The sequence below is a fragment of the Shewanella sp. ALD9 genome (genome assembly GCF_002836315.1).
In the GTDB taxonomy this organism is placed as follows: domain Bacteria; phylum Pseudomonadota; class Gammaproteobacteria; order Enterobacterales; family Shewanellaceae; genus Shewanella.
Genome location: NZ_PJCD01000003.1, coordinates 1,200,564 through 1,222,441, shown reverse-complemented (window position 1 = coordinate 1,222,441; position 21,878 = coordinate 1,200,564). Strand labels below are relative to the sequence as shown.

18 protein-coding genes are annotated in these 21,878 nt (G+C 43.0%); 1 reads left to right on the top strand and 17 read right to left on the bottom strand.

Annotation, left to right across the window (positions count from 1 at the left end; translation table 11 throughout):
• Positions 1-167 precede the first annotated feature (167 nt).
• Entirely contained in the window at positions 168-467 is a 300-nt protein-coding gene (locus CXF88_RS12820) for a transposase (RefSeq protein ID WP_101087190.1), read from the bottom strand.
• A gap of 399 nt (positions 468-866) precedes the next feature.
• Here CXF88_RS12820 and CXF88_RS12815 point away from each other — a divergent pair, with 399 nt between their 5' ends.
• Entirely contained in the window at positions 867-1,205 is a 339-nt protein-coding gene (locus tag CXF88_RS12815; protein ID WP_101087189.1) for a cytosolic protein, read from the top strand.
• 677 nt (positions 1,206-1,882) lie between these two features.
• Here the strand turns inward: CXF88_RS12815 and CXF88_RS12805 are convergent.
• The 16 genes from CXF88_RS12805 to CXF88_RS12730 form a co-directional block, all read right to left on the bottom strand.
• On the bottom strand, positions 1,883-2,653 hold the full coding sequence (locus CXF88_RS12805; RefSeq protein WP_242445145.1) for an SGNH/GDSL hydrolase family protein: 771 nt from the start codon (positions 2,651-2,653) through the stop codon (positions 1,883-1,885).
• Positions 2,654-2,755: 102 nt separating this feature from the next.
• On the bottom strand, positions 2,756-3,664 hold the full coding sequence (locus CXF88_RS12800) for a haloalkane dehalogenase (RefSeq protein ID WP_101087186.1): 909 nt from the start codon (positions 3,662-3,664) through the stop codon (positions 2,756-2,758).
• 142 nt (positions 3,665-3,806) lie between these two features.
• Entirely contained in the window at positions 3,807-4,979 is a 1,173-nt protein-coding gene (locus CXF88_RS12795) for a VWA domain-containing protein (protein WP_101087185.1), read from the bottom strand.
• A 6-nt stretch (positions 4,980-4,985) separates the two neighbouring features.
• Entirely contained in the window at positions 4,986-5,819 is an 834-nt protein-coding gene (locus CXF88_RS12790; RefSeq protein WP_101087184.1) for a MoxR family ATPase, read from the bottom strand.
• A 74-nt stretch (positions 5,820-5,893) separates the two neighbouring features.
• Complete coding sequence (locus CXF88_RS12785; protein WP_101087183.1) at positions 5,894-8,008, bottom strand: molybdopterin-dependent oxidoreductase; 2,115 nt, start codon at positions 8,006-8,008, stop codon at positions 5,894-5,896.
• Between the two features lie 213 nt (positions 8,009-8,221).
• A complete protein-coding gene (locus CXF88_RS12780; protein ID WP_101087182.1) occupies positions 8,222-9,220 on the bottom strand; it encodes an NADP-dependent oxidoreductase in 999 nt (332 codons plus the stop codon).
• 84 nt (positions 9,221-9,304) lie between these two features.
• Positions 9,305-10,369, bottom strand: a complete 1,065-nt coding sequence (locus CXF88_RS12775; RefSeq protein ID WP_101087181.1) for a patatin-like phospholipase family protein — start codon at positions 10,367-10,369, stop codon at positions 9,305-9,307.
• Between the two features lie 54 nt (positions 10,370-10,423).
• Positions 10,424-12,094: an AMP-binding protein gene (locus tag CXF88_RS12770; protein WP_101087180.1), complete on the bottom strand. Its 1,671-nt coding sequence runs from the start codon at positions 12,092-12,094 to the stop codon at positions 10,424-10,426.
• An 89-nt stretch (positions 12,095-12,183) separates the two neighbouring features.
• Positions 12,184-13,365: an acetyl-CoA C-acyltransferase gene (locus tag CXF88_RS12765; RefSeq protein ID WP_101087179.1), complete on the bottom strand. Its 1,182-nt coding sequence runs from the start codon at positions 13,363-13,365 to the stop codon at positions 12,184-12,186.
• Between the two features lie 121 nt (positions 13,366-13,486).
• Positions 13,487-14,407 carry an SDR family NAD(P)-dependent oxidoreductase gene (locus CXF88_RS12760; RefSeq protein WP_101087178.1) on the bottom strand — a complete coding sequence of 307 codons (921 nt, stop codon included), beginning with the start codon at positions 14,405-14,407 and terminating at the stop codon, positions 13,487-13,489.
• A gap of 74 nt (positions 14,408-14,481) precedes the next feature.
• Entirely contained in the window at positions 14,482-14,943 is a 462-nt protein-coding gene (locus CXF88_RS12755) for a MaoC family dehydratase (RefSeq protein WP_059743536.1), read from the bottom strand.
• A 385-nt stretch (positions 14,944-15,328) separates the two neighbouring features.
• Positions 15,329-17,134 (bottom strand): acyl-CoA dehydrogenase, encoded by a 1,806-nt coding sequence (locus CXF88_RS12750; RefSeq protein ID WP_101087177.1) that lies wholly within the window; start codon positions 17,132-17,134, stop codon positions 15,329-15,331.
• Positions 17,135-17,237: 103 nt separating this feature from the next.
• Complete coding sequence (locus tag CXF88_RS12745; RefSeq protein WP_101087176.1) at positions 17,238-17,999, bottom strand: SDR family oxidoreductase; 762 nt, start codon at positions 17,997-17,999, stop codon at positions 17,238-17,240.
• A gap of 162 nt (positions 18,000-18,161) precedes the next feature.
• Positions 18,162-19,196, bottom strand: a complete 1,035-nt coding sequence (locus CXF88_RS12740; RefSeq protein ID WP_101087175.1) for a phosphotransferase family protein — start codon at positions 19,194-19,196, stop codon at positions 18,162-18,164.
• Between the two features lie 196 nt (positions 19,197-19,392).
• Complete coding sequence (locus tag CXF88_RS12735; protein ID WP_101087174.1) at positions 19,393-20,604, bottom strand: acyl-CoA dehydrogenase family protein; 1,212 nt, start codon at positions 20,602-20,604, stop codon at positions 19,393-19,395.
• 90 nt (positions 20,605-20,694) lie between these two features.
• The gene (locus CXF88_RS12730) at positions 20,695-21,819 is read right to left on the bottom strand and encodes an NADH:flavin oxidoreductase (protein WP_101087173.1); all 1,125 of its coding nucleotides are present in this window, start codon (positions 21,817-21,819) and stop codon (positions 20,695-20,697) included.
• Between the last annotated feature and the right edge of the window lie 59 nt (positions 21,820-21,878).

The following is a 21,878-nucleotide window of genomic DNA, read 5'->3' as shown; positions in this document are numbered from 1 at the left end:
ACGACTATCACGGTGGATTGCAATCGCTTGCTGGCGCAGTTTTTCACGTTCAGGCTTCACTAATCCACGATGTTTGAGATGATAATGGTAGCTGCTTCGCGGTATTTCAAATAAATGGCAAAGCTGTTTGACGATGTTCTGCTCTCTCGATAACGATTCAATTAACACTATCGTTTGATGTTGTCTTGCATTAAGAGAGCGGTAGCCTTTTTTAGGATATCTTTCTCCCATTCAATTTTCTTAATTTGCGCTTCAAGCTCTTGAATTCGTTTTTGTTCGGGAGTGATGGCATTAGCTGATGGAGTAATACCTTCAAATTCTTGTCTTAGCTGGGTTACCCAACGTCTAATCGCTGTCGGGCCTACGCCAGTTGCATCACAAGCTTCTCGGATGGTGTAACCTTGTTTAATCACAAGGTTAGCGGTATCTATTCTAAATTCTGTTGAGTAAGTTGGTTGAGTTTTCATTACTTTTTTACACCGTTTTATCTTAAGGGAAGTTTACCTCAATCGGTGTACAGATTCATTAAGCCACAATAGTTAGTATTTTCGAATAAGGCCGAAGCAGTCTGCAAATGCAGGTCAAAGTTAAATTTAACCCCATGGCGACCTTTTCGCTTTTCAGAAAATGTTGCGGGGCGGCTGGGTGATCCAAGAGGGAACAGCCTTTGGTTTCCTTTTGGTCTGGTGTGGGCGAAGCGCCACGACGTTAGTGGCCGCAGGCCATATCTTAAACAAGGTTTGGGGCAAAGACGTGTTTCAAGGTGGCCTAGTGAATGACCGTAAATTGCACAGAATTACTAAATCTCTACTATGTTCTGCCCTGATAATGTTAAAATCTCCGCATCAGAATTACCGAGAAACTCAATGTTTATCCATCATGTTAACGGCATCGACTGGCTAGTTATCACAGCTTTTGAAGAACTGAAAACTATGTTTATCGAAGAAGCAGGTACGATACCCTCTTGCTTCTCTACCGCCAGCGAATTGAACCTGGTTGATCAGGCAAAGCGAACTTATAGATATTTGCCTACTCTCAGCGGCGTAATCACCGATATCGGTACATATCAAAGACAGGGTAACGAAGAAGATTTGGACCCACAGCTTGCCTGCTTAGTTGAGGGGCATGGTCGGGTATTTATCTATCACGGCGGCTTTGTAGCTTTTGTGGATGACGAGCAAACCTTTATTACCCGAATATACTGAAAATTATTCAGTAAGTTGAAATTGACGAATTGGCATCCCTAGCAAGGAATGGGGCATAAATTAGTCAGCCGGCCATAATTTAAAATGGACGGGTTTAACTATGAACTTGAGGACGTTGAAGACTCTTTATACAAGAATGCGTGATGCTCACATGGCCTTTCTCGCACATCTGACCGATAAGGATATTGGAAATGTCATTAGGAGTAGGGAACATCATTGACCATGTGCTACAAGGCATTCAGGCATCCTGCTTATCAGATGCGAGCTTAGCTTTCGCGGTACTGGTCGTTCTTTGGCATCTGACCCATATGGATATGGGGAATGTCATTATGATGTCGGGAACATCATTGACCTTGCCATCACGACATTCGTGAATCCATTCACATCAGATTCCCATCGGAAGCGTTAGCATTTTCACTCCTTATTACAGATGGACCAAAGCAGTCTACAAACGAAGTTCAAAGCTAGATAAATCCCATGGCGATCTTTTCGCAGCTGTTGTTTTGTAAATAGAGAAAATGTTGCGGTGCGGCTGGGCCAATTCTTTTATAAAGAGTAAAAAGGGAACAGCCGTTGGTTTCCTCTTGGTCTGGTGTGGGTGAAGCGCCACGACGTTAGTGGCCGCAGGCCATATATCCGACTCATAATAGGCAGCAACACATGAGAAAATACCTATTTTATTCAATACCGTCAGATTTAATACCACCAACTATTTGCTCAACAACCAAATTTGCCCATGCATTATAAATCGGGGCTCCTGGGTGAAACCCATCGGTAGCCATCACTTGACGCATAAACTCCAGCATAGTGATGTCAGGTTGTGGGTTTTCTAATGGTAATTTAATTAATCTGAAACTTGTGGATTGGTCGACTTGTTGATTTAATTTAATAAGTAATTGCTGTAATTGGCGATTAAATTGATTTGCTCGCTGGCCTAAACTCCAACGAAGTGGATGAGGCAATGCAGGAAATAGCCCCAAAGGCGGTAACGCAGTGACCAATATCAATTTGGGCCTGTATCGCTTTGTAATCAGTTCAAATAACGTTTTTTGTTGCAGCAACCACTTCTCGCAACTGATTGATGAGGTAATGTCATTCACCCCTAACGATGTCACGATGACATCGTAATGCTTTTGCCCGAGTATGGGATGTGCGTTATCAATCTGCTGTTGTAAGGCTTGTAAAGTGGTATATGTTGTCGAACCTGTTTTAGCAAATAAGCCATAACTAAACTCGAGTTGAGGACTTAATAGCTCAATAACCTGTCCCAATAATGCATGCTGTTGAATTGTAACTCCCACTCCTGCAGCGGCTGAGTCGCCCAAAATAAGCAAACTCAACGCAGGATTGGGCCCAGTTTGCCCGACACGCTCGCCCTCGGGTTCCGGTAATCTTGGCGTAGTGCGGCGAACCTTAAGCCCCTGAAACACCAACAACGGGGCTAACATGAGTGACACTCCTTGATACAGCATGGTTATCCTTTATTCACTATTAAACGAATCCTAATATTGTCACTCAGCACGGCTTAATCATTAATGTTGAATAGACCCTTAACGATTATCAGCAATAAAGTTGACTACAACGTCGGCCAATACTTCGCCCTTGTCCTCTTGCAAAAAGTGCCCTGCAGCGACGATAGTGGTGTGCTTTTGCCCTTTTGTTCCTGGAATGAGTTTTTGCATCAAGGCATCGCCACCCGCAGTAATCGGATCTGAATCGCTAAACGCGGTTAAAAAAGGCTTTTGCCATTGGCACAATACTTTCCACGCGGCGCGGTTTTTATCTGCAGCAGGATCGTCAGGCGTTATTGGCACTAATAATGGGAATTGACGCGCGCCCTCTTTGTAGCGCTCATCTGGAAACGGCGCATCGTACGCAGCAATAACCTCAGCACGTAAAGTCGATACACAAGCGCTGTTAATTAAGTTGCCCGTTGGGAATATCTCAACGTCTTGTGAGAACTGACGCCATTTTTTAAATGCTTCACCTGGCTCATGGTCACCAGTAGGTAACATGGTGTTGGCACAAACAACCCGTGCAAATCGCTCGCTTTCTTCAGCCGCTAAACGTAAACCAATTAATCCGCCCCAATCCTGACAAACCAAGGTAATGTTAGTGAGATTAAGTTGCAGCATCAGTGATTTAATCCAATCGACATGACGTTGATAAGTATAGTCGTTACGGTTTGTCGGTTTATCTGAGCGACCAAAACCAATAAGATCAGGAGCAATAACACGATGACCGGCTTTAACAAGAATGGGGATCATTTTGCGGTACAAAAAGCCCCAGGTCGGCTCACCATGTAATAACAATATTGGTGCGGCATCCTTAGGGCCTTCATCAAGATAATGGACTCTCAGTTCACCACCCTCAGTGTCATCAACGGTTAAGTAATTCGCAGTAAAATGGTAATCAGGTAAATTGGCGAAACAACTGTCGTCGGTGCGTAAAAAATCCATATTAATTCCCTTCCTTATTGTGTTTTCTATCAATATTGTCTGAGTAATGTAACCTCGCGCTAAATAAGCCACATTGCTGACTGTCACTGAACCTTGAATGTTGACGTCACGGCGTCAGTTCATTGCATGCAACGAACTGACATTAACTCAGATCCTTAATCGCCCGTCCTATTCCATCAACCGTTAACGGATACATTTTATTGTTCAGCAACTGTTGAATAATGGAAATAGAATGATGTATTGGCCAGCGATTTTCCGGTTGTGGATTAAGCCATGCCACTTTATTGAAATGCCCCAGCAATCGATTCATGTATTCAATGCCGGGCTTTTCATTCCAATGTTCAACACTGCCGCCTTTAGCGATAATCTCGTAAGGCCCCATAGTCGCATCACCGACAAAAATGACTTTATAATCGGCACCAAATGTTCTGATGATCTCTTCTAAATTAATCACTTTATCAAAGCGGCGGTTATTATCTTGCCAGAGATTTTCGTACACACAGTTATGAAAATAAAAGAATTTTAAATGCTTAAACTCACTGTGCGCCGCAGAAAAAAGCTCTTCACATGTATGAATATAATCATCCATCGAGCCGCCGATATCGAAAAACATCAACACTTTAACGGCATTGTGACGTTCCGGTTCCATGTGAACATCTAACATTCCGCCGTTCTTGGCGGTTGAACTGATAGTGGTATTAATATCCAGTTTTTCACTGGCCCCAGTGCGGGCAAATTTTCTGAGTTTTTTAAGTGCCAATTTAATATTTCGAGTACCCAGTTCACGGTCTTGGTCGAAGTTTTTAAACTCGCGCTTATCCCACACTTTCACGGCACTGTTATTACGGTTTTTATCTTGGCCGACTCTAATCCCTTCAGGGTTATAGCCATAAGCACCAAACGGAGATGTGCCGCCTGTACCAACCCATTTATTGCCGCCTGCATGACGTTTTTTCTGTTCTTCTAGACGTTCTTTTAACGCCTTCATTAATGCTTCAAGCCCGCCTAAAGATTTAAGCTTGTCTTTTTCTTCTTGAGAAAGGTGCTTTTCAAACTCCTTTCTTAGCCAATCTTCGGGCAAAATTTTATCAAATACATCAATACTTTCGATGCCTTTAAAATACTCAGCAAAGGCGTTATCGTACTTGTCGTAGTGGATTTCATCTTTAACCATGACAATTTTGGCAAGGTTATAAAACTCTTCCACATCGGCAAACACCACCCCAGCTTTTAGTAACGCAATCAAATCTAATAGCTCACGTAAGCTACAAGGCACTTTGTGCTTTTTTAGGATCAGAAAAAAATCAATAAACACGATGCACTACCTGTTTCTGCGGCTCATAAAAGCAAGCTTTTCAATCAATGAAACGTCTTGTTCATTTTTAAGCAATGCGCCAAACAAAGGAATGATGTCTGATTGTTTATTTAGCAAAGTGCTTTGAGAAATATCATCCGATATTAATAACTTAAGCCAATCGATCAATTCAGATGTTGAGGGTTTTTTCTTAATACCGTTGACGTCTCGTAAATCGAAAAACACCTCTAATGCTTGCTGTAACAAGTCTTGCTTAACATTAGGATGATGCACGTCGATAATTTTTGCCATTTCATCTTTGGTGGGAAATTTAATGTAATGGAAAAAACACCGTCTTAAAAACGCATCTGGTAGCTCTTTTTCGTTGTTAGAGGTAATGATGATAATGGGACGTTGTTTAGCTTTGATAACCTGTTGAGTTTCGTACACATAAAACTCCATTTTATCGAGTTCTTGTAGCAAGTCGTTAGGAAACTCGATGTCCGCTTTATCAATTTCATCAATCAGCAATATCGGTCTTTGTTCTTCTTCAAACGCATGCCATAGCTTACCTTTAACGATATAGTTACCGATGTCGTGTACACGCGCATCACCTAACTGACTGTCACGTAGACGGGACACAGCATCATATTCGTATAAACCTTGTTGCGCCTTGGTGGTCGACTTAATGTGCCATTGATACAGTTTACAATTAAGAGAACGAGCAAGTTCTTCTGCTAACTGGGTTTTACCCGTGCCCGGTTCGCCCTTAATTAATAACGGTTTCTCTAAAGCAATAGCGGCATTTACCGCTAAAGTAAGCTCGTTTGAGGCAATGTAGTTCTGTGTACTTTTAAACATGGTCAACCTTTTCATTTATGTCATTTTGCCGTAGCAAAGCTTTTTCATGTATTTGTTTGGGCATATATCTGGCTTTAAGCCACGTTAATGGCAACCGGCGTTCCATTAAATGCTGCATTTCCTGTTAGCATATCAACTCTAGCGGCATCCGTTAAATCATTAATGCTCACGCCAGGCTGCGCAGATGCCACTGACATGTTAGTGCCTTGCTGATTATGGCCCCACCCTTGCGGCATACTCACAACACCTTGTTGAATATCGTCAGTAATAACCACTTCGATATTGATTGTTCCAACAGCGGAAGTCACCGTTACCACTTGTCCCTGCTCAATACCTAATTTTTTTGCATCTTCAGAATGCACTTCTAAAGTGCAAGGGTTTTTACCTTTAGTTAAGCGCTGCGAGTTCTGTGTCCAGGTGTTATGACTTTTCACTAATCGGCGACCGATTAAATCAAATGGATAAGCCTTGTCGCGTGCAGTTGGTGTCATCATCGCGTCTAAACGAGGCAAGTCATCGACATACACTTGTGGGAATAAATTAACCTTACCGTCTGCGGTTTTAATGCGTTGTTCAATACAGGGCATTAACGGGCCAAGGTCGATACCATGCGGATTGTCTATTAACTTTTGCAAGCTGATGCCTTGTTCACCATACGGGCCCTTTTTGAGTTCCATGTCCAGTATCATCTCTGGGGTGACTTTTTGCATTGGGTCATCGGCAGGCAGGTTTAGCATTCTGGCTGAAATCTCTTTTAGAATTTGCCAATCGCTGCGTTGTTCTGGCAGTTTTTCAAATAATGGTGCTGAGTATTTCACCGTGTTTCGCACCGAAAATGAATTAAAGAAAATATCAAAGTGGGAGTTCTCGACTCCTGTAGTGCCCGGTAAAATAATGTCTGCGTATTTGGTAGTTTCATTTAAATAGATATCTACCGACACCATGTATTCAAGCCCAGCAAAGGCTTGTGCCAATTTATGACCACTGGGCGCTGACAATACAGGATTACCCGCCACCGTGATGAGGCTTTTAATCTGCCCTTCACCCTCGGTTTGTATTTCTTCTGCTAAGGTTGCCACCGGGAATTCGCCATTAAAGAATGGCAATTGACGAACACGAGTGTGATGCTGACCAAATGAGCTTTTATGGCCTCGTTTATGATTACGTAATAAATCAAACGCAGGTTGTGGAAACATGGCCCCACCGGCGCGGTCAAAGTTGCCAGTAATAATATTGAGTACATTGGTGAGCCATAAACATAAGCCACCGAACGTTTGAGTCGAGGCGCCCATGCGGCTATAACAGACCGCAGATTCGGCCGCCGTCATGTCATCTGCAAGCGTACGAATACTAGCGGCATCAATACCGACAAACTCTGCTACCGCTTCTGGCGAATAACCTTTGGCAAGCTTAGCTACATCATCCAATCCTTCAACCATGTTCTCTAAATGGCGTAAATTGACCTTATCATTGGCAAACACACAGTGAATTAATGCCAGTAATAACAGGGCATCTTTTTCAGGTCGAATAAATAAGTGCTGGTCAGCAATGTTAGCGGTGCGGGTTTTGCGCGGATCGACTACAACAATTTTTCCGCCACGCTTTTGAATCGCTTTCATTCGCCCAATGACGTTTGGCGCGGTCATCATGCTGCCGTTCGATACCACCGGATTTGCGCCAATGATCAACATAAAGTCAGTTCTATCAATATCCGGTACCGGAATTAGCATACCTGCACCAAACATAAAGTTAGACGCTACATGATGGGGTAATTGATCAGCCGAAGCTGAGCTAAAGCGATTGACCGTGCCTAATGACTTCATAAAAGGTTTAAGCACTAACGCATTGCCTAGGCTATGGGCGTTAGGATTACCTAAATAAACTGCTAAAGCATTGTTGCCATGTTGCTGTTGAATACTTTTGAACTTAGCGGTGATTTCACTAAATGCGTCATCCCAACTAATGGCTTGCCAACCTGAATCGGTACGTTTGATTGGGGTTTTTAAGCGATCTTTGTCGGTATAAAAATCTTCCAGCGCCAATGCTTTAGGGCAGTTGTAACCTTGGCTAAAGGGATCGAGCTGATCGCCTTTGATCGACAAAATTTGTTTGTCTTGATATTTTATTTCCAAGCCACACATGGCTTCACAAATATTGCAATTTCTATAATGGGTTTTTATGTCGCTCATATATATCGCCTGACTTGGAAAATGAATGTGAATGTAACTGAACTGCCAACGTTAACTCACCTAATAACGCACCTAATAACGTACCTAATAACACACCTAATAACACAATGCTGACGGTGCTATTAGGCTTTATTTGGCGAGGTTATCTGGTTGCTAAGCTCCGTTATGCCCCATTAATAACTAAGGCTTATCGATTGCTGATAGCCATAACACTTACAGTTTGACGATTAACTTGCCTTTGTTTTTACCAGTAAAAAACAAATTCAAGCCAGTCATTGCAGACTCAAGTCCATTTAATACGTGGGCACGATGCTTAATTTGCCCTTTCATCACATAAGGGGTTAATTTTTCAAGTAATGCAGGCACATCACCGAAATGATCTGGCATGGTGAAACCTTGGATAATCAAGCGCTTTTTAATCACTTGGATCCAATTAGGGCCTAAATCAGGCACTGTTTTCGGGTAATCCGCAATCATGCCGCATACCACAATACGCCCATGGGCGTTCATTCTGGCAAACACATGATGCTGAATTGGGCCGCCAGTATTTTCAAAATACACATCAACGCCATCTGGGGTTAACTCGGCAAGCTTTGCTGCAATATCATCGGTTTTGTAATTAACTGCGCCGTCAAAACCAAGCTCATTTACGATCCAATCTGCTTTTTCGTCACTGCCGACAACGCCAATCACTCTTAGTCCGTCTGCTTTAGCAAGCTGCCCCACAATAGAGCCAACAGAACCTGCCGCGCCAGAAACCACAATAGTTTCACCTTTTTGTGGTTTACCTACGTTGAAAAGTCCCTGTGTTGCTGTTAAGCCAGGTAAGGCGAATACCGATAAAATAGCTTCGTCTGGTAATGGCGCGGTGACTTTATTTAACCCTGCACCATTACTTAAAAAGTATTCTTGCCAGCCCATCATGCCCATTACGCGGTCGCCCACGTTAAAATCAGGGTGATTGCTTTCAACAATCTCACCAATGCCAGAACTGCGCATCACATCACCTAACTCAACTGGTGGAATATAGCTTTCGGTGTCTGCGCTCATCCAACCAAACATGGCAGGATCCAGTGACATATGATTCTGTTTTACCAAAAATTGCCCTTGTGCCACTTTCGGCATGTCTTTTTGGACCACTTCGAATAATTCAGGGCCGACTGGGCCGCCCTCTGGACGGGCGATTAAGTTAATGGCTTTGTATGTGGTCATGTTTAAATCCTTTTTTAATGAGTTAACGTCAACATAGTAATGACGCGTTTTTAATTGATATCCAAAAATGAAATCTTATTGCCGTTAAGCCAGTAACTGCTCAATACTTTTAATGCTGTGAATATTTTGCTGTTGATAAAAATGCTTAAAATGCTCGGCTAGCTTTTCACTTTCCACAAACACCTGCTGCCAATACTCTAAGCGCTGCGTCGGTTTCATTTCGACAAAATCACTACGGTCGGGGATTTTGCTAAACGGCAATGATGCGACAAATTCAGCGGATGGGCACAGGAGCACAGTTTTGTCGTAGTGTTGCAAACGCACTTTGCGAGACAGGCTTTTATCAAACCAACCCGGCTTTAATGTCGAGCTGAAATGTGGATACAGAGTTAAGCCTTCATTTTGAATATTAAAATCAAAATGATAGTCAATAATTCCGCCATCTCGATACATACCTTGAGGGCAGTCAGCAATGTCTTTTATGCCTTGCATCACCATAGGAATCGAGCCAGACGCTAATAGCGCTGCTTTGATATTACGCTGGCTTAATGCCATAGACGTTGTGGCGATATTGTCAGGATCATAAATCGCCAAATCGCTTTGACCATGTTGAAAGATGTAGCGTTCGTACTGACTGTTAAGCAGAGGTCTGCTGATGGAATTTCTGACAAAACTGTTGAATAAGCCAGCCCCTTGCAGCAGTTTATTTTCTGAAGCGACCAGCCCTTTGCATTTAGCCACAATAAAATGGGCTTTAAAGACTTTGTTATTGATAATCTCATCTGCACCGCTGTCACCAAATAACTCATCGAGTAATTCAACTGCTTTAGCAGTAATTTCATCCGGTTGCGGTTTAGTATCATTAGAGTAAACGGTTTCACTGTAATTTTTGGCTAAGCGTTCTATCGCCGCGACAGGGTTATTTTGGGCAAAGCACGCGGCGCGAAATGCACCGGCACTTGAACCAATAAGGTTTAAAGGTTGTTGTCTGCCTTTAAAGAATTCCCCAAAAAGGTATTTGTCTAATCCCAGCAAGGTGAACCATTTAGGTCCACCACTTGCACCAAGGAAAGAACTGAATAAATCTGGAGAAAAACCCTGTTGTTGTATCGATTTTAAAGCCGTTTCACCAGCGTATATTTCTAACATATGACTCTTATTATTGGACTGTCGCAATACATGCCGACAGCAGCTCTTGTTATTTTACGCTTGTGACTGATTACGAAGATCTTTACGCAATACTTTACCGACATTGCTTTTAGGCAATTCATTCATAAACTCAATGATTTTAGGGCGTTTATAGTTAGTGAGCATTTTATTGCAGTGATCAAAAATATCTTGTTCTGTTAATGTTGGGTCCTTACGCACAATGTACACTTTGACGCGCTCGCCAGTAATGTCGCAAGACACGCCCACAGCGGCAGCTTCCAATACCCCTTCGTGCGACACAATTACTTCTTCAATTTCGTTAGGGAACACGTTAAAACCAGACACGTTAATCATGTCTTTTTTGCGATCCACAATTTTAAAGAAACCATTCTCGTCCATGGTGGCAATGTCACCGGTGGCTAACCAGCCGTCGATTAACACTTCGTCAGTGGCTTTTTGGCGATTGTAATATCCCTTCATCACTTGTGGGCCTTTAACCCACATCTCACCTGGTTCACCTAATGCCACATCTTCACCATCTGCACCGACTAAACGAATATCGGTTGATGATGCCGGTAAACCAATCGAGCCATTATAGCTTTTTTGGTTATAAGGACTCATTGTCACTAAAGGTGCACATTCCGTTAAACCATAGCCTTCAAGTAAACGGCTTTTAGTGACTCGCTCCCAATGTTCTGCAACTGGTCGCTGAACTGACATTCCGCCACCAAAGCCCATCTTTAATGCACTGAAATCGAGTTGATCAAATCCTGGAGTATTCAATAATCCGTTAAACAAGGTGTTTACACCTGTAATCACAGTAAAGCGATATTTAGCCAGTTCTTTGACAAAGCCGGCCATGTCTCTTGGATTGGTGATTAATAAGTTGGTGCCGCCAAAAGGTAAAAAGGCTAAGCAATTAGACGTTAACGCGTAGATATGATAAAGCGGTAATGCGGTAATAATCAGCTCTTTACCAATTTCATAGACGTTTTTGGTAACCGCATTTGACTGTTCAAGGTTAGCAACCATATTACGATGAGTTAGCATGGCGCCTTTTGATGGACCTGTAGTGCCGCCAGTATATTGCAAAAAGGCTAAGTCAGAACCGATAACGTCAACTGGTATAAAGGTTTTTTTACTGCCTTTTGCCATGGCGTCATTAAATTTAACCGCATTGGGTAAATCGAACGCTGGCACCAATTTCTTCACGTGCTTAATCGCGCCGTTGACTAATGCGCCTTTAATAAGACCTAATCGGTCACCCACCCCAGTGGTGATAACATGTTTAACATCGGTTTTATCAATGACGGCCTGTAATACATGAGCAAAGTTTTCTAAAATTAATATGCCTTTCGTGCCTGAGTCTTTTAATTGATGTTCTAACTCACGGGCGGTATAGAGTGGATTGACATTCACTACGGTTAATCCCGCAATAAGTGCACCAAATAATGCGATCGGATATTGCAGTGTATTGGGGATCATGATGGCAAACTTATCGCCTTTCACTAAACCTAAGTCTTGCTGTAAATAGGTTGCAAAGTCAGTTGCTTGCTGGGCAAGCTGCGTATAAGTAATGCTAACATCCATGTTGATAAATGCCGTATTCGTGGCATATAACTTGGTATATTTTAAAAACAAATCTGCCAATGAGTTGTATTTATCTGGATCGATTTCAAACTCAACCCCAGGCGGATAACTCTTTTCTAACCAAATCCTTTCCATAATACTATCCCCAATTATTACAAAATTATCAGCAGCCTACATTACCGGCTGCTGTGATTATTATTGTTATTTTTAACCTACACCCAGCTTTACAACACTTCAAATAAACCTGCAGCACCTTGACCGCCACCAATACACATGCTGATCACGACGTATTTAACACCACGACGTTTACCTTCAATTAACGCGTGCATCACCATACGAGTACCGCTCATGCCATAAGGATGACCAATAGAAATTGCGCCCCCGTCGACGTTTAAACGATCATATGGAATGCCCAATTTTTCTGCACAGTAAATGACCTGAACCGCAAACGCTTCATTGATTTCCCACAAACCAATGTCATCAATATTCAAACTATGACGTTCAAGCAACTTAGGAATGGCAAAAATTGGACCTATGCCCATTTCATCTGGCTCACAACCTACAACCACCATGCCTCGGTAAACACCTAACGGCTTAAGACCGCGTTGCTCAGCGAGTTCTCGTTCCATTACCACAACAGCGGCAGCACCGTCAGACAGTTGCGATGCGTTACCGCCAGTAATTGAGCCGTTATCTTTTACCGCTTTTAAACCCGCTAAGCCTTCAATATTGGTTGAAGGACGATTACCTTCATCTTGAGTTAAGGTGACTTGTTCTTTAGTGATATCACTGCTGGCTTTATCCATCACCAATTTTGTACACGTAACAGGCACAATTTCGTCATCAAATTTACCTGCAGCTTGTGCATCAGCAGTGCGTTGTTGCGAGATTAATGCATAAGCATCTTGTGCTTCACGCGAGATGCCATAACGATTAGCAACCACTTCGGCGGTATCAAGCATCGGCATATAAATCGCTGGACGATAAGCTTTAACACTTGGGTCGACCGCTCGGTGCATGTTCATTTTATCGTTTTGAACCAAGCTGATTGAGTCACAACCGCCAGCAACTACCACGTTGGCGCCATCACAAACAATATAATTGGCAGCGATAGCAATAGACATTAACCCTGATGAACATTGACGGTCGACAGTCATACCTGGCACAGACACAGGCAGTTTTGCCGCCATTGCCACTTGACGACCAAAGTTCATCCCTTGGTTACCTTGAGTTAGTGCAGCACCAAAAATACAATCTTCAATTTCATTTGGGTCAATACCCGCACGCTCAACGGCTGCATTAACAGCAACTGCAGCTAATGTTGGAGCAGATAAATCATTAAACGCACCGCGGTACGCCTTACCAATGGGGGTTCTCGCTACAGATACAATGACGGCTTCTCTCATAATAATTCCTTGTTTATATGTCTTCTAAGACATGTATTTAATCAGGTTTTGAGGTTGAGCTAAGTATTAGTCATAATCACAAGAACAGTTAACGAAACAGCTCAACCTACATTAGAATCATTTACTGTTGCTGCGATTTCATAAATGCCATCGCCTTGATCACAAACTTCTCGCCTTGTTGAGCACCAGATTTCAACGCTTTTTGATTATCTTGCGCAGTGAGTTTCTCCCAGTTGTCACGCACCGTTTCTGGGGTTTGTGATGCTTTAGGGATAAAACAACCTTCTGTTTCAAAGATACTGGCACTTGAATAACCACCCGCTCCGGCACATAAAATAAAGCGGTTTGGCGCGTGTTCATCACACAAGGTCAACATCCCCGCAGTTACCGCTTCTGGCGCGAAGGCTTTAACGATTTCTTCAGGCATTAAATCTTCAGTCATACGCGTCCCCGCAGTGGGAGCTAGCGCATTGATGTGGATATTATTTTTTGCACCTTCAAGCACTAAGGTATTCATTAACCCAAGCACGGCCATTTTGGCTGCACCATAATTAGACTGACCAAAATTACCGTACATGCCGCTTGACGATGTGGTCATCACAATACGACCATAATTTTGCTGCTTCATGATTTCCCACACTGCTTTGGTGCAGTTAACCGAGCCCATCACGTGGACATCCATGACTAACTTAAAGTCATCTAAGGTCATTTTAGAAAACGACTTATCGCGCAAAATTCCAGCATTATTGATTAAAATATCAACGCGGCCCCACTTGTCCATGGTTTGTTGCACCATGTCTTGCACTTCGTCAAAATTAGCGACGTTTGCACCATGACTAATGGCTTCACCGCCCATTTCTTCGATTAAACGAACCACATCTTGCGATGCTGAAGAAGATGCGCCGCTTCCATCACGTGTGCCACCTAAATCATTTACCACCACTTTAGCACCACGTCTGGCGAGTTCCAACGCATGAGAGCGACCTAAACCATTACCGGCACCTGTGACTATGGCTACTTGTCCTGCAAAACTGATCGTCATAATGTTTCCTTAACGCTTTTTTTGATTTTTTATTGTTGTTTTGTGTTCATGTGAAGGTGACAAATGATAGAAATCTACTTAACCATTTGCACAGAAATCCACTCAGCCACTAATGCCGGAGTATCAACACCTTCAATTTCAATGGTCACTTCGGTTGATAAACGGAACTGCCCTGGTTTCTTTTCTTCAATCGAAAGAGTTTTAGCGTGTGCTCTAATGCGACTATTAACGGTAACCGGTTGTAAAAATCTCACTTTATCGAAACCGGCATTCAAGCCCATATAAAAACCGTCAATGATGACGCTAAATTCTTCAGCAAAATGTGACAGCATGGAAAGTGACAGGAAGCCATGGGCAATGGTCGAGCCAAAAGGCGTGGCTTTGGCTTTTTCTTCATCTACGTGAATAAACTGATGATCCAGTGTGCAATCCGCAAACTGATTAATCTGATCTTGAGTGATTTGATACCAGCTTGTTGGCTCGGCTTGGAAGCCAATATAGTTTGTGATGTCGTTACGATTGATGACTGTCGGCATTGTTCCCTTTCCTCTTGTACGTTCAGGTACTGTCCATGAATGAAATTTAAGCGATATCTCATGCTAGTTGGGGTGGGCACATTAAACAAATGAATAGTTTTAATACCAAGACATTCGCAATATGAATAGTCTAGCGTGTTGAAAGGAAGTAATACGTCAGGGAGATTATAACAAAAACGCATTACCCAATTAATGAGTAATGCGCTAATAATAAAGGATTTATACTAGCTAGAATTGAGAAATTACCTCGCGAATCAAAATCCAACTATAGGCAAAGTCTGACTGGTAATACTCATCTAGGGAATCGACCTACGTATAAATAACTCAGCTCAGTCAGTGATAACCTATGATGACTATGACCAACTTGGACATCATTCAATTTAGGTTAAAACCAGTCGGCTTGCATGTCAAAACTGGTACTGTCAGTACTCATCAACAGAGATGACCACACCGCAATTTTGGGTAATTCAAAGCGATAGAAATACTGCGATGCCTGTAACTTACCTTTATAGAAAAACTCATCTGCTTGATGCGGTTGCTGTGCTAAGGCTTTGGTGGCAACCATACTTTGCTTAAGCCATAACCACGCAATAATCACATGGCCAAACAACTCTAAATACTTAACTGAGTTGGCTAAGGCTAAGTCGATGTTCTTCGTCGCCATGCCGTTGAGTACCGCTTCAGTTGTCAGCGTTAATGTCTCTACCGCTTCGCTTAGCTTCTGGGTATATTCGCTCAAGCTGTCGTATTGTTTGGCTTGCTCAATGGTTTGGGCAATTTCATGTAGGGTTGCTTTATAACCCTGCATCTTATTCATCGGCACTTTACGGGTAATCAAATCTAACGATTGTATTCCCGTGGTGCCTTCATGAATCGGATTTAAACGGTTATCACGATAGAACATCTCAACTGGATGCTCATTGATGTAACCATGCCCGCCCATAACTTGAATAGCATAAGAGTTAGCTTTAGGGCCATATTCAGATGGCCAGGTTTTAATGATTGGGGTTAAAAAGTCTAATAAGGTATGGGCATGCTCACGTTGTTCAACGGTGTCTGCAGTACGCTCATCATCACTTAATTGAGTCCCATACAACACTAACGCCATTGCCCCTTCGGCATAAGCTTTTTGTGCTAATAACATGCGTTTTACATCAGCATGTTCAATGATGTTGACCATTGGGGATTGCGGGTCTTTACACGAGGGTAGTCGACCCTGCGGACGGTTTTTAGCGTAATCGACTGAATATTGATAACCGGCCACAGCCAATACCGCACCACTGGTACCCACCATAATGCGAGCTTCATTCATCATGTGGAACATGTACTTTAAACCGCAATGTTCTTCACCGACTAAATAACCAATTGAACCATTTTTCTCACCAAAACTCAGTGCAGTAGACGTTTGCGCGCGGCCACCCATTTTATGAAATAGCCCAGCGAGAGCCACTTCATTGTCTTCACCGACGGAACCATCTTGATTAAGCAAAAACTTAGGTACCACAAATAACGAAATACCTTTAACACCTTTTGGTGCGCCTTGAATTCGTGCTAACACCAAATGAACGATATTCTCGCTTAAATCATGGTCGCCGCCTGAAATATAAATTTTATTGCCAGTAATGCGATAAGTACCGTCGTCCGACTTTACCGCTTTGGTAATTAAGTCGCCTAACGCTGAGCCACTGCCCGGTTCCGTCATGGCCATGGTGCCCATAAAACGGCCTTCACGCATGGGTTTAACCCAAGTGTTAATCAGTGCTTGACTGCCATGTGCTTGCAACAAGTTGGCGTTGGCTGTGGTTAACATGTTGTAACCCATACCCACACCGCCAGCCACACTCAAAAATGAGGCTGCTGCACTGGCGATAATCGGGGGTAATTGCATACCACCCAAATCATAATCAGCTGTTGCAGCACCAATACCAGACTCATTAACCGCATCTATCGCGGTTTTAAGCTCTGGGATGATATGCACTTTTTTACCATCAAATGTTGGTTGATGAGTATCAAGTTTTTGACGGATAGGAAGAAAGTATTTTTCTGCGATCGCTTTAGCCGTGGTGACGACTTCATTGAAGGTCTGGCGATCGTGATCTTGATAACGCGCTCGGCTCGTTAACGCTTCACTGTCAAACAGTTCGTAAAGCATAAATTCAAGATCGCGTTCATTCATTAACGTTGCAGGCATAATAGTCTCTTCTTATCTTGTTACTGAGCAGATGTCATGACATCTGCTCACAATGTATTGTTAAATGGATAGTGACAAATATTTGCTGACTGCCCACTGAGGCTTAAAACGCTGACACGCCGCCATCAACCGCAATGCATTGTCCTGTCATATAGGTGTTGGCGGGTGATAACATCATTAACATCACCGCGACGATTTCTTTTGGCTCACCTAAACGATTCATTGGCGCGCCACGGGCCATTTTCTTTTGCTTTTCTTCGTCAGCAAAGTTGGTCACCATCGGCGTTAGGGTAAAGAATGGGCATATTGCATTAATACGAATATTCTCGCGGCCGTATTCAACTGCACCCGTCTTGGTTAAACCAATAACAGCATGTTTTGCCATAGAATAAGCACTGCCTCGAGCAGCGCCACCTAAACCGGCCATTGAACTGACATTGAGAATGGCGCCCTCGCCTTGTTTAAGCATTTGTTGTATTTGATGACGCATGCCAAATTGCACACCCTTGACGTTGACAGCAAATTGGCTGTCCATAATGGACTCGTCAATGTGATGCAGCGGCATAAACTCGTGCGCGATACCGGCATTATTGACGCCAATATCCACTCGACCAAAATATTCAATCGCGGTATCGACCATCGCTTTACAAGATTCATTTTTGGACACATCGCATTTCATTGCGACCACTTCAGCACCGGTCGCGGCAATAGCATCTGCCACTTGATGCACGCCAGCTTCGTTAATGTCACTGATGACTAACTTAGCGCCACGTTTGGCTAACTCTTCGGCCAATAATTTACCAAAACCTTGTGCTGCGCCCGTAATAACGGCGACTTTGCCCGTAAAGTCTAATAATGGATCCATGCGAGTAACTCCTGTAATTGATGGTCTTATTGTTATATTGAGTGTCTGTTTATCAATTTTTTATCATTTTGTTTTTAGCTTAAATCTTAAGTATTAAGTATTAAAGATTAAAATGAGTGTTAACGTCGCGTTATCACGGTAGATGTCGTTGATAGAACGCTATTATTTCTCTTGTGCGACAACCTGCAACGCCATTTGTGCAAGCGGTTCAACGAACGATCCCACTTTATTAGCATGTTCATTTGATGCATTGCCTTCTGCAGCGCGTTTTGCCACTCCTTGGGCAATCGCCGCTAAACGAAAGAAACTAAACGCAAGATAAAACACCCAGTTTTCAATCCGTTCAATGCCCATGCGGTGGCAATATAAATCGACATATTCTTGTTCAGTCGGAATGCCTAAGCTGCCACGGTCGACGTCTTTTAAACCATCAATACTGCCCATTCCTGCTGGCATACGTAATTGCATGCATTGATAAGCAAGGTCGGCATATGGATGACCTAATGTCGATAATTCCCAGTCGAGCAACGCAATAACCTGTGGCTTATCTTTGGCAAACATCATGTTGTCTAATCTAAAGTCGCCATGGACTAAACACACTCGGCCATCATCTTCGGGTAAATTATCTTCAAGCCACTGACTTAGCTGGTCCATCGCGGGTATTTTTTTAAGCTCGGTCAACCGATACTGTGATGTCCAGCGAGTTAATTGACGCTCAAAATAATTTCCTGCTTTACCATAATCAGTTAAGCCAACCGCATTCACATCAACACTGTGCAATGCAGCTAATACTCGGTTCATTTCGTTATACATAGCTGAGCGGCGCTCATTGGTGCCAATCTCAGCTAACGATGCGCTCCAATAAACGGTGCCATCGCAATATTCCATTAAGTAAAACATCGAACCGATAACAGAGATGTCTTCACACAGATGGAATACTTTTGCGACCGGAACTTCGCTGTCTTTTAATGCATTAAGAACCCGATACTCTCGGTCAACCGCATGAGCAGACTTTAATAACTTGCCTGAAGGTTGACGGCGTAATACATACACACCCGATTTTGCGGTGACTTTAAATGTTGGATTAGACTGACCGCCGGCAAACTTTTCTAAGGTAATCGGGCCTTCAAAACCCTCAACTTGATTTTCTAAGTAAGCAGTCAGCTGTTGATTATTAATTGATAATACTTGGGGCATTTAGCAATACTCTTGTTGTTATTCTTAGTCATTAGATCGCAGTCATTGGATCGCAGTCATTAAAATTAGTCAGCTTGAATCAGTGTTTACGATCCAATTTTATGACTCAATGATTGCCATCTGATTGGTGACACGGCATTCAGATTGAAACGCAAATGCGTTTCAATCTGTTGCTCAATGTCTGCAACGTATCGATTTACTCTGCAATCTTTTTCACTAAATCACGGCCTAACTGCATCATATGCACTTGGTCTGGACCATCGGCTAAACGCAAAGTACGTTGTCCAGCCCATGCGTGTGCTAAGAAGGTGTCTTGACTCACACCCACAGCACCATGGCACTGAATAGCACGGTCAATCACATCAAGTGACATATTCGGCGCGACAATTTTGATCATTGCAATCAGTTCTTTGGCGGCTTTATTACCGTCGGTATCCATTTTTTGCGCCGCTTTTAAGGTCATTAAGCGGGCTTGTTCAATCTGGCAGGCGGATTTAGCAATGTCTTCACGAACCGACTGTTGCTTGATCATCGGTTGACCAAACACAATACGTTCACCAACGCGTTTACACATTAAATCTAATGCGCGCTGAGCGATACCAACTGAACGCATGCAGTGATGAATACGTCCAGGGCCAAGGCGGCCTTGGGCAATTTCAAAACCTTTGCCTTCAGCAACAATAATATTTTCAACCGGCACGCGAACATTGGTAAATGTCACTTCGCCGTGACCTTCGGGAGCGTCGTTATAACCAAACACTTTCATTGGCCGCACTAACGTCACGCCCGGGGTGTTCATTGGCACAAGCACTTGTGATTGTTGAATGTAACGATTGCTGTTGGTTGGGTCTGTTTTGCCCATCACAATCATAATTTCGCATTGCTTACGACACGCGCCACTGATGTAAAACTTGCGGCCATTAATGACATACTCGTCACCATCATGTTCAATGCTTAATTCAATATTAGTCGCATCACTTGAGGCAACTTCTGGTTCTGTCATCGCAAATGCGGATCGAATTTTGCCTTCCAGTAATGGCTCTAGCCATTGTTTTTTCTGTGCATCATTACCGTATTTAGCCAATACTTCCATATTGCCGGTATCGGGTGCCGCACAGTTAAACACTTCAGATGCCCACATCACTTTGCCCATAATTTCAGCCAGTGGTGCATATTCTAAATTGGTCAATCCTGCACTGTATTTGCCGTACGCCACAGGCAGAAATAAATTCCACAATCCTTCTGCTTTCGCTTTGGCTTTTAATTCTTCCATTAACGGAGGCGTTGACCAAGGATCAAGCTCTACCTGTCGGTGCATTTCTTCTTCAACCGGAAACACGTTCAAATCCATAAAATCGGTTACACGTTTGATTAATGCTTGAACTTTTTCACTGTATTCAAAATTCATGTTCTACCCTTCTATTGGTCATTACGGTGTAATAGCAGTGCTAGAGTGAGGCTTAATATTTCAATTAAGACTCAAGCAGATCAGCAAACGTTAACTGAGTGACGTTAATGATTTTTTGTTAAACGGTTTAATCTCCGCGATGGCTTTGTGTTTAATTTTATTGACCCACTGCGGATCGACTAACAAGGCTCGGCCAACTGCGACTAAATCAAATTCGTCATTATTTAAACGCACTAATAACTCATCAATGCCAGTTGGATTAGACGTGCCAGATAAATCGGCATTGCCTTCACCAATAAAGTCAGCGTCTAACCCTACATTGCCAACGGTAATGACGGGCTTATTAGTGAGCTTTTTGGTCCAACCTGCTAAGTTAAGATCTGAACCTTCAAACTCTGGTACCCAGAATCGGCGGGTACTGGCATGAAAAATATCGACGCCAGCATCGCTTAGCAAACCTAAAAAGGTGGCTAACTCTGTAGGGGTTTGACACAGTTTTGCACTGTAATCTTGTTGTTTCCACTGTGAAAAGCGGAAGATAATCGTAAACGCCTCACCCACTGCGGCGCGAATGGCTTTAACAATTTCAACGCCAAAGCGAGTTCGATTTTCTAACGAACCACCGTATTGGTCATCACGTTGGTTAGTGCCTTCCCAAAAGAACTGATCCACTAAGTAACCGTGCGCGCCGTGCACTTCGATAGCATCAAAACCAATATTTTTAGCATCTAATGCGGCTTGTGCAAATGAGGCAACCACTTCATCGATATCATCTTGGGTCATCGCAACGCCATTTTTTGCACCGGGTTTATATAAACCTGACGGGCTATAGGCTGGTGCTTCTTTGTCTGGGCCAACACCGGGTTTTCTCACTGAACCTACATGCCAAAGCTGTGGAGCAATTTTGCCACCTGCGGCGTGCACTTCATCAACCACGTATTTCCAGCCTGCTAATGCTTCTTCACCGAATATGGCGGGGACATTTTCATAACCGTTGGCCGCTTTATGAGAAATAAAGGTGCCTTCGGTGATAATTAATCCCACATCACCTTCAGCACGTCTGCGATAATATGCTGCAACATCTTTATTAGGGACATAATTAGGTGAAAACGCACGGGTCATCGGCGCCATGACGGTTTTATTTTTGAGTGACAACGATTTAGTGCTGAATGATTCAAATAACTTATCGATACTGGTGTTTTTATCGCTGTTCATGAGTATTTCCTAGCGTGTTATAGTTTTTTATTTATCTATTTTTTCTGATAATAATCAAT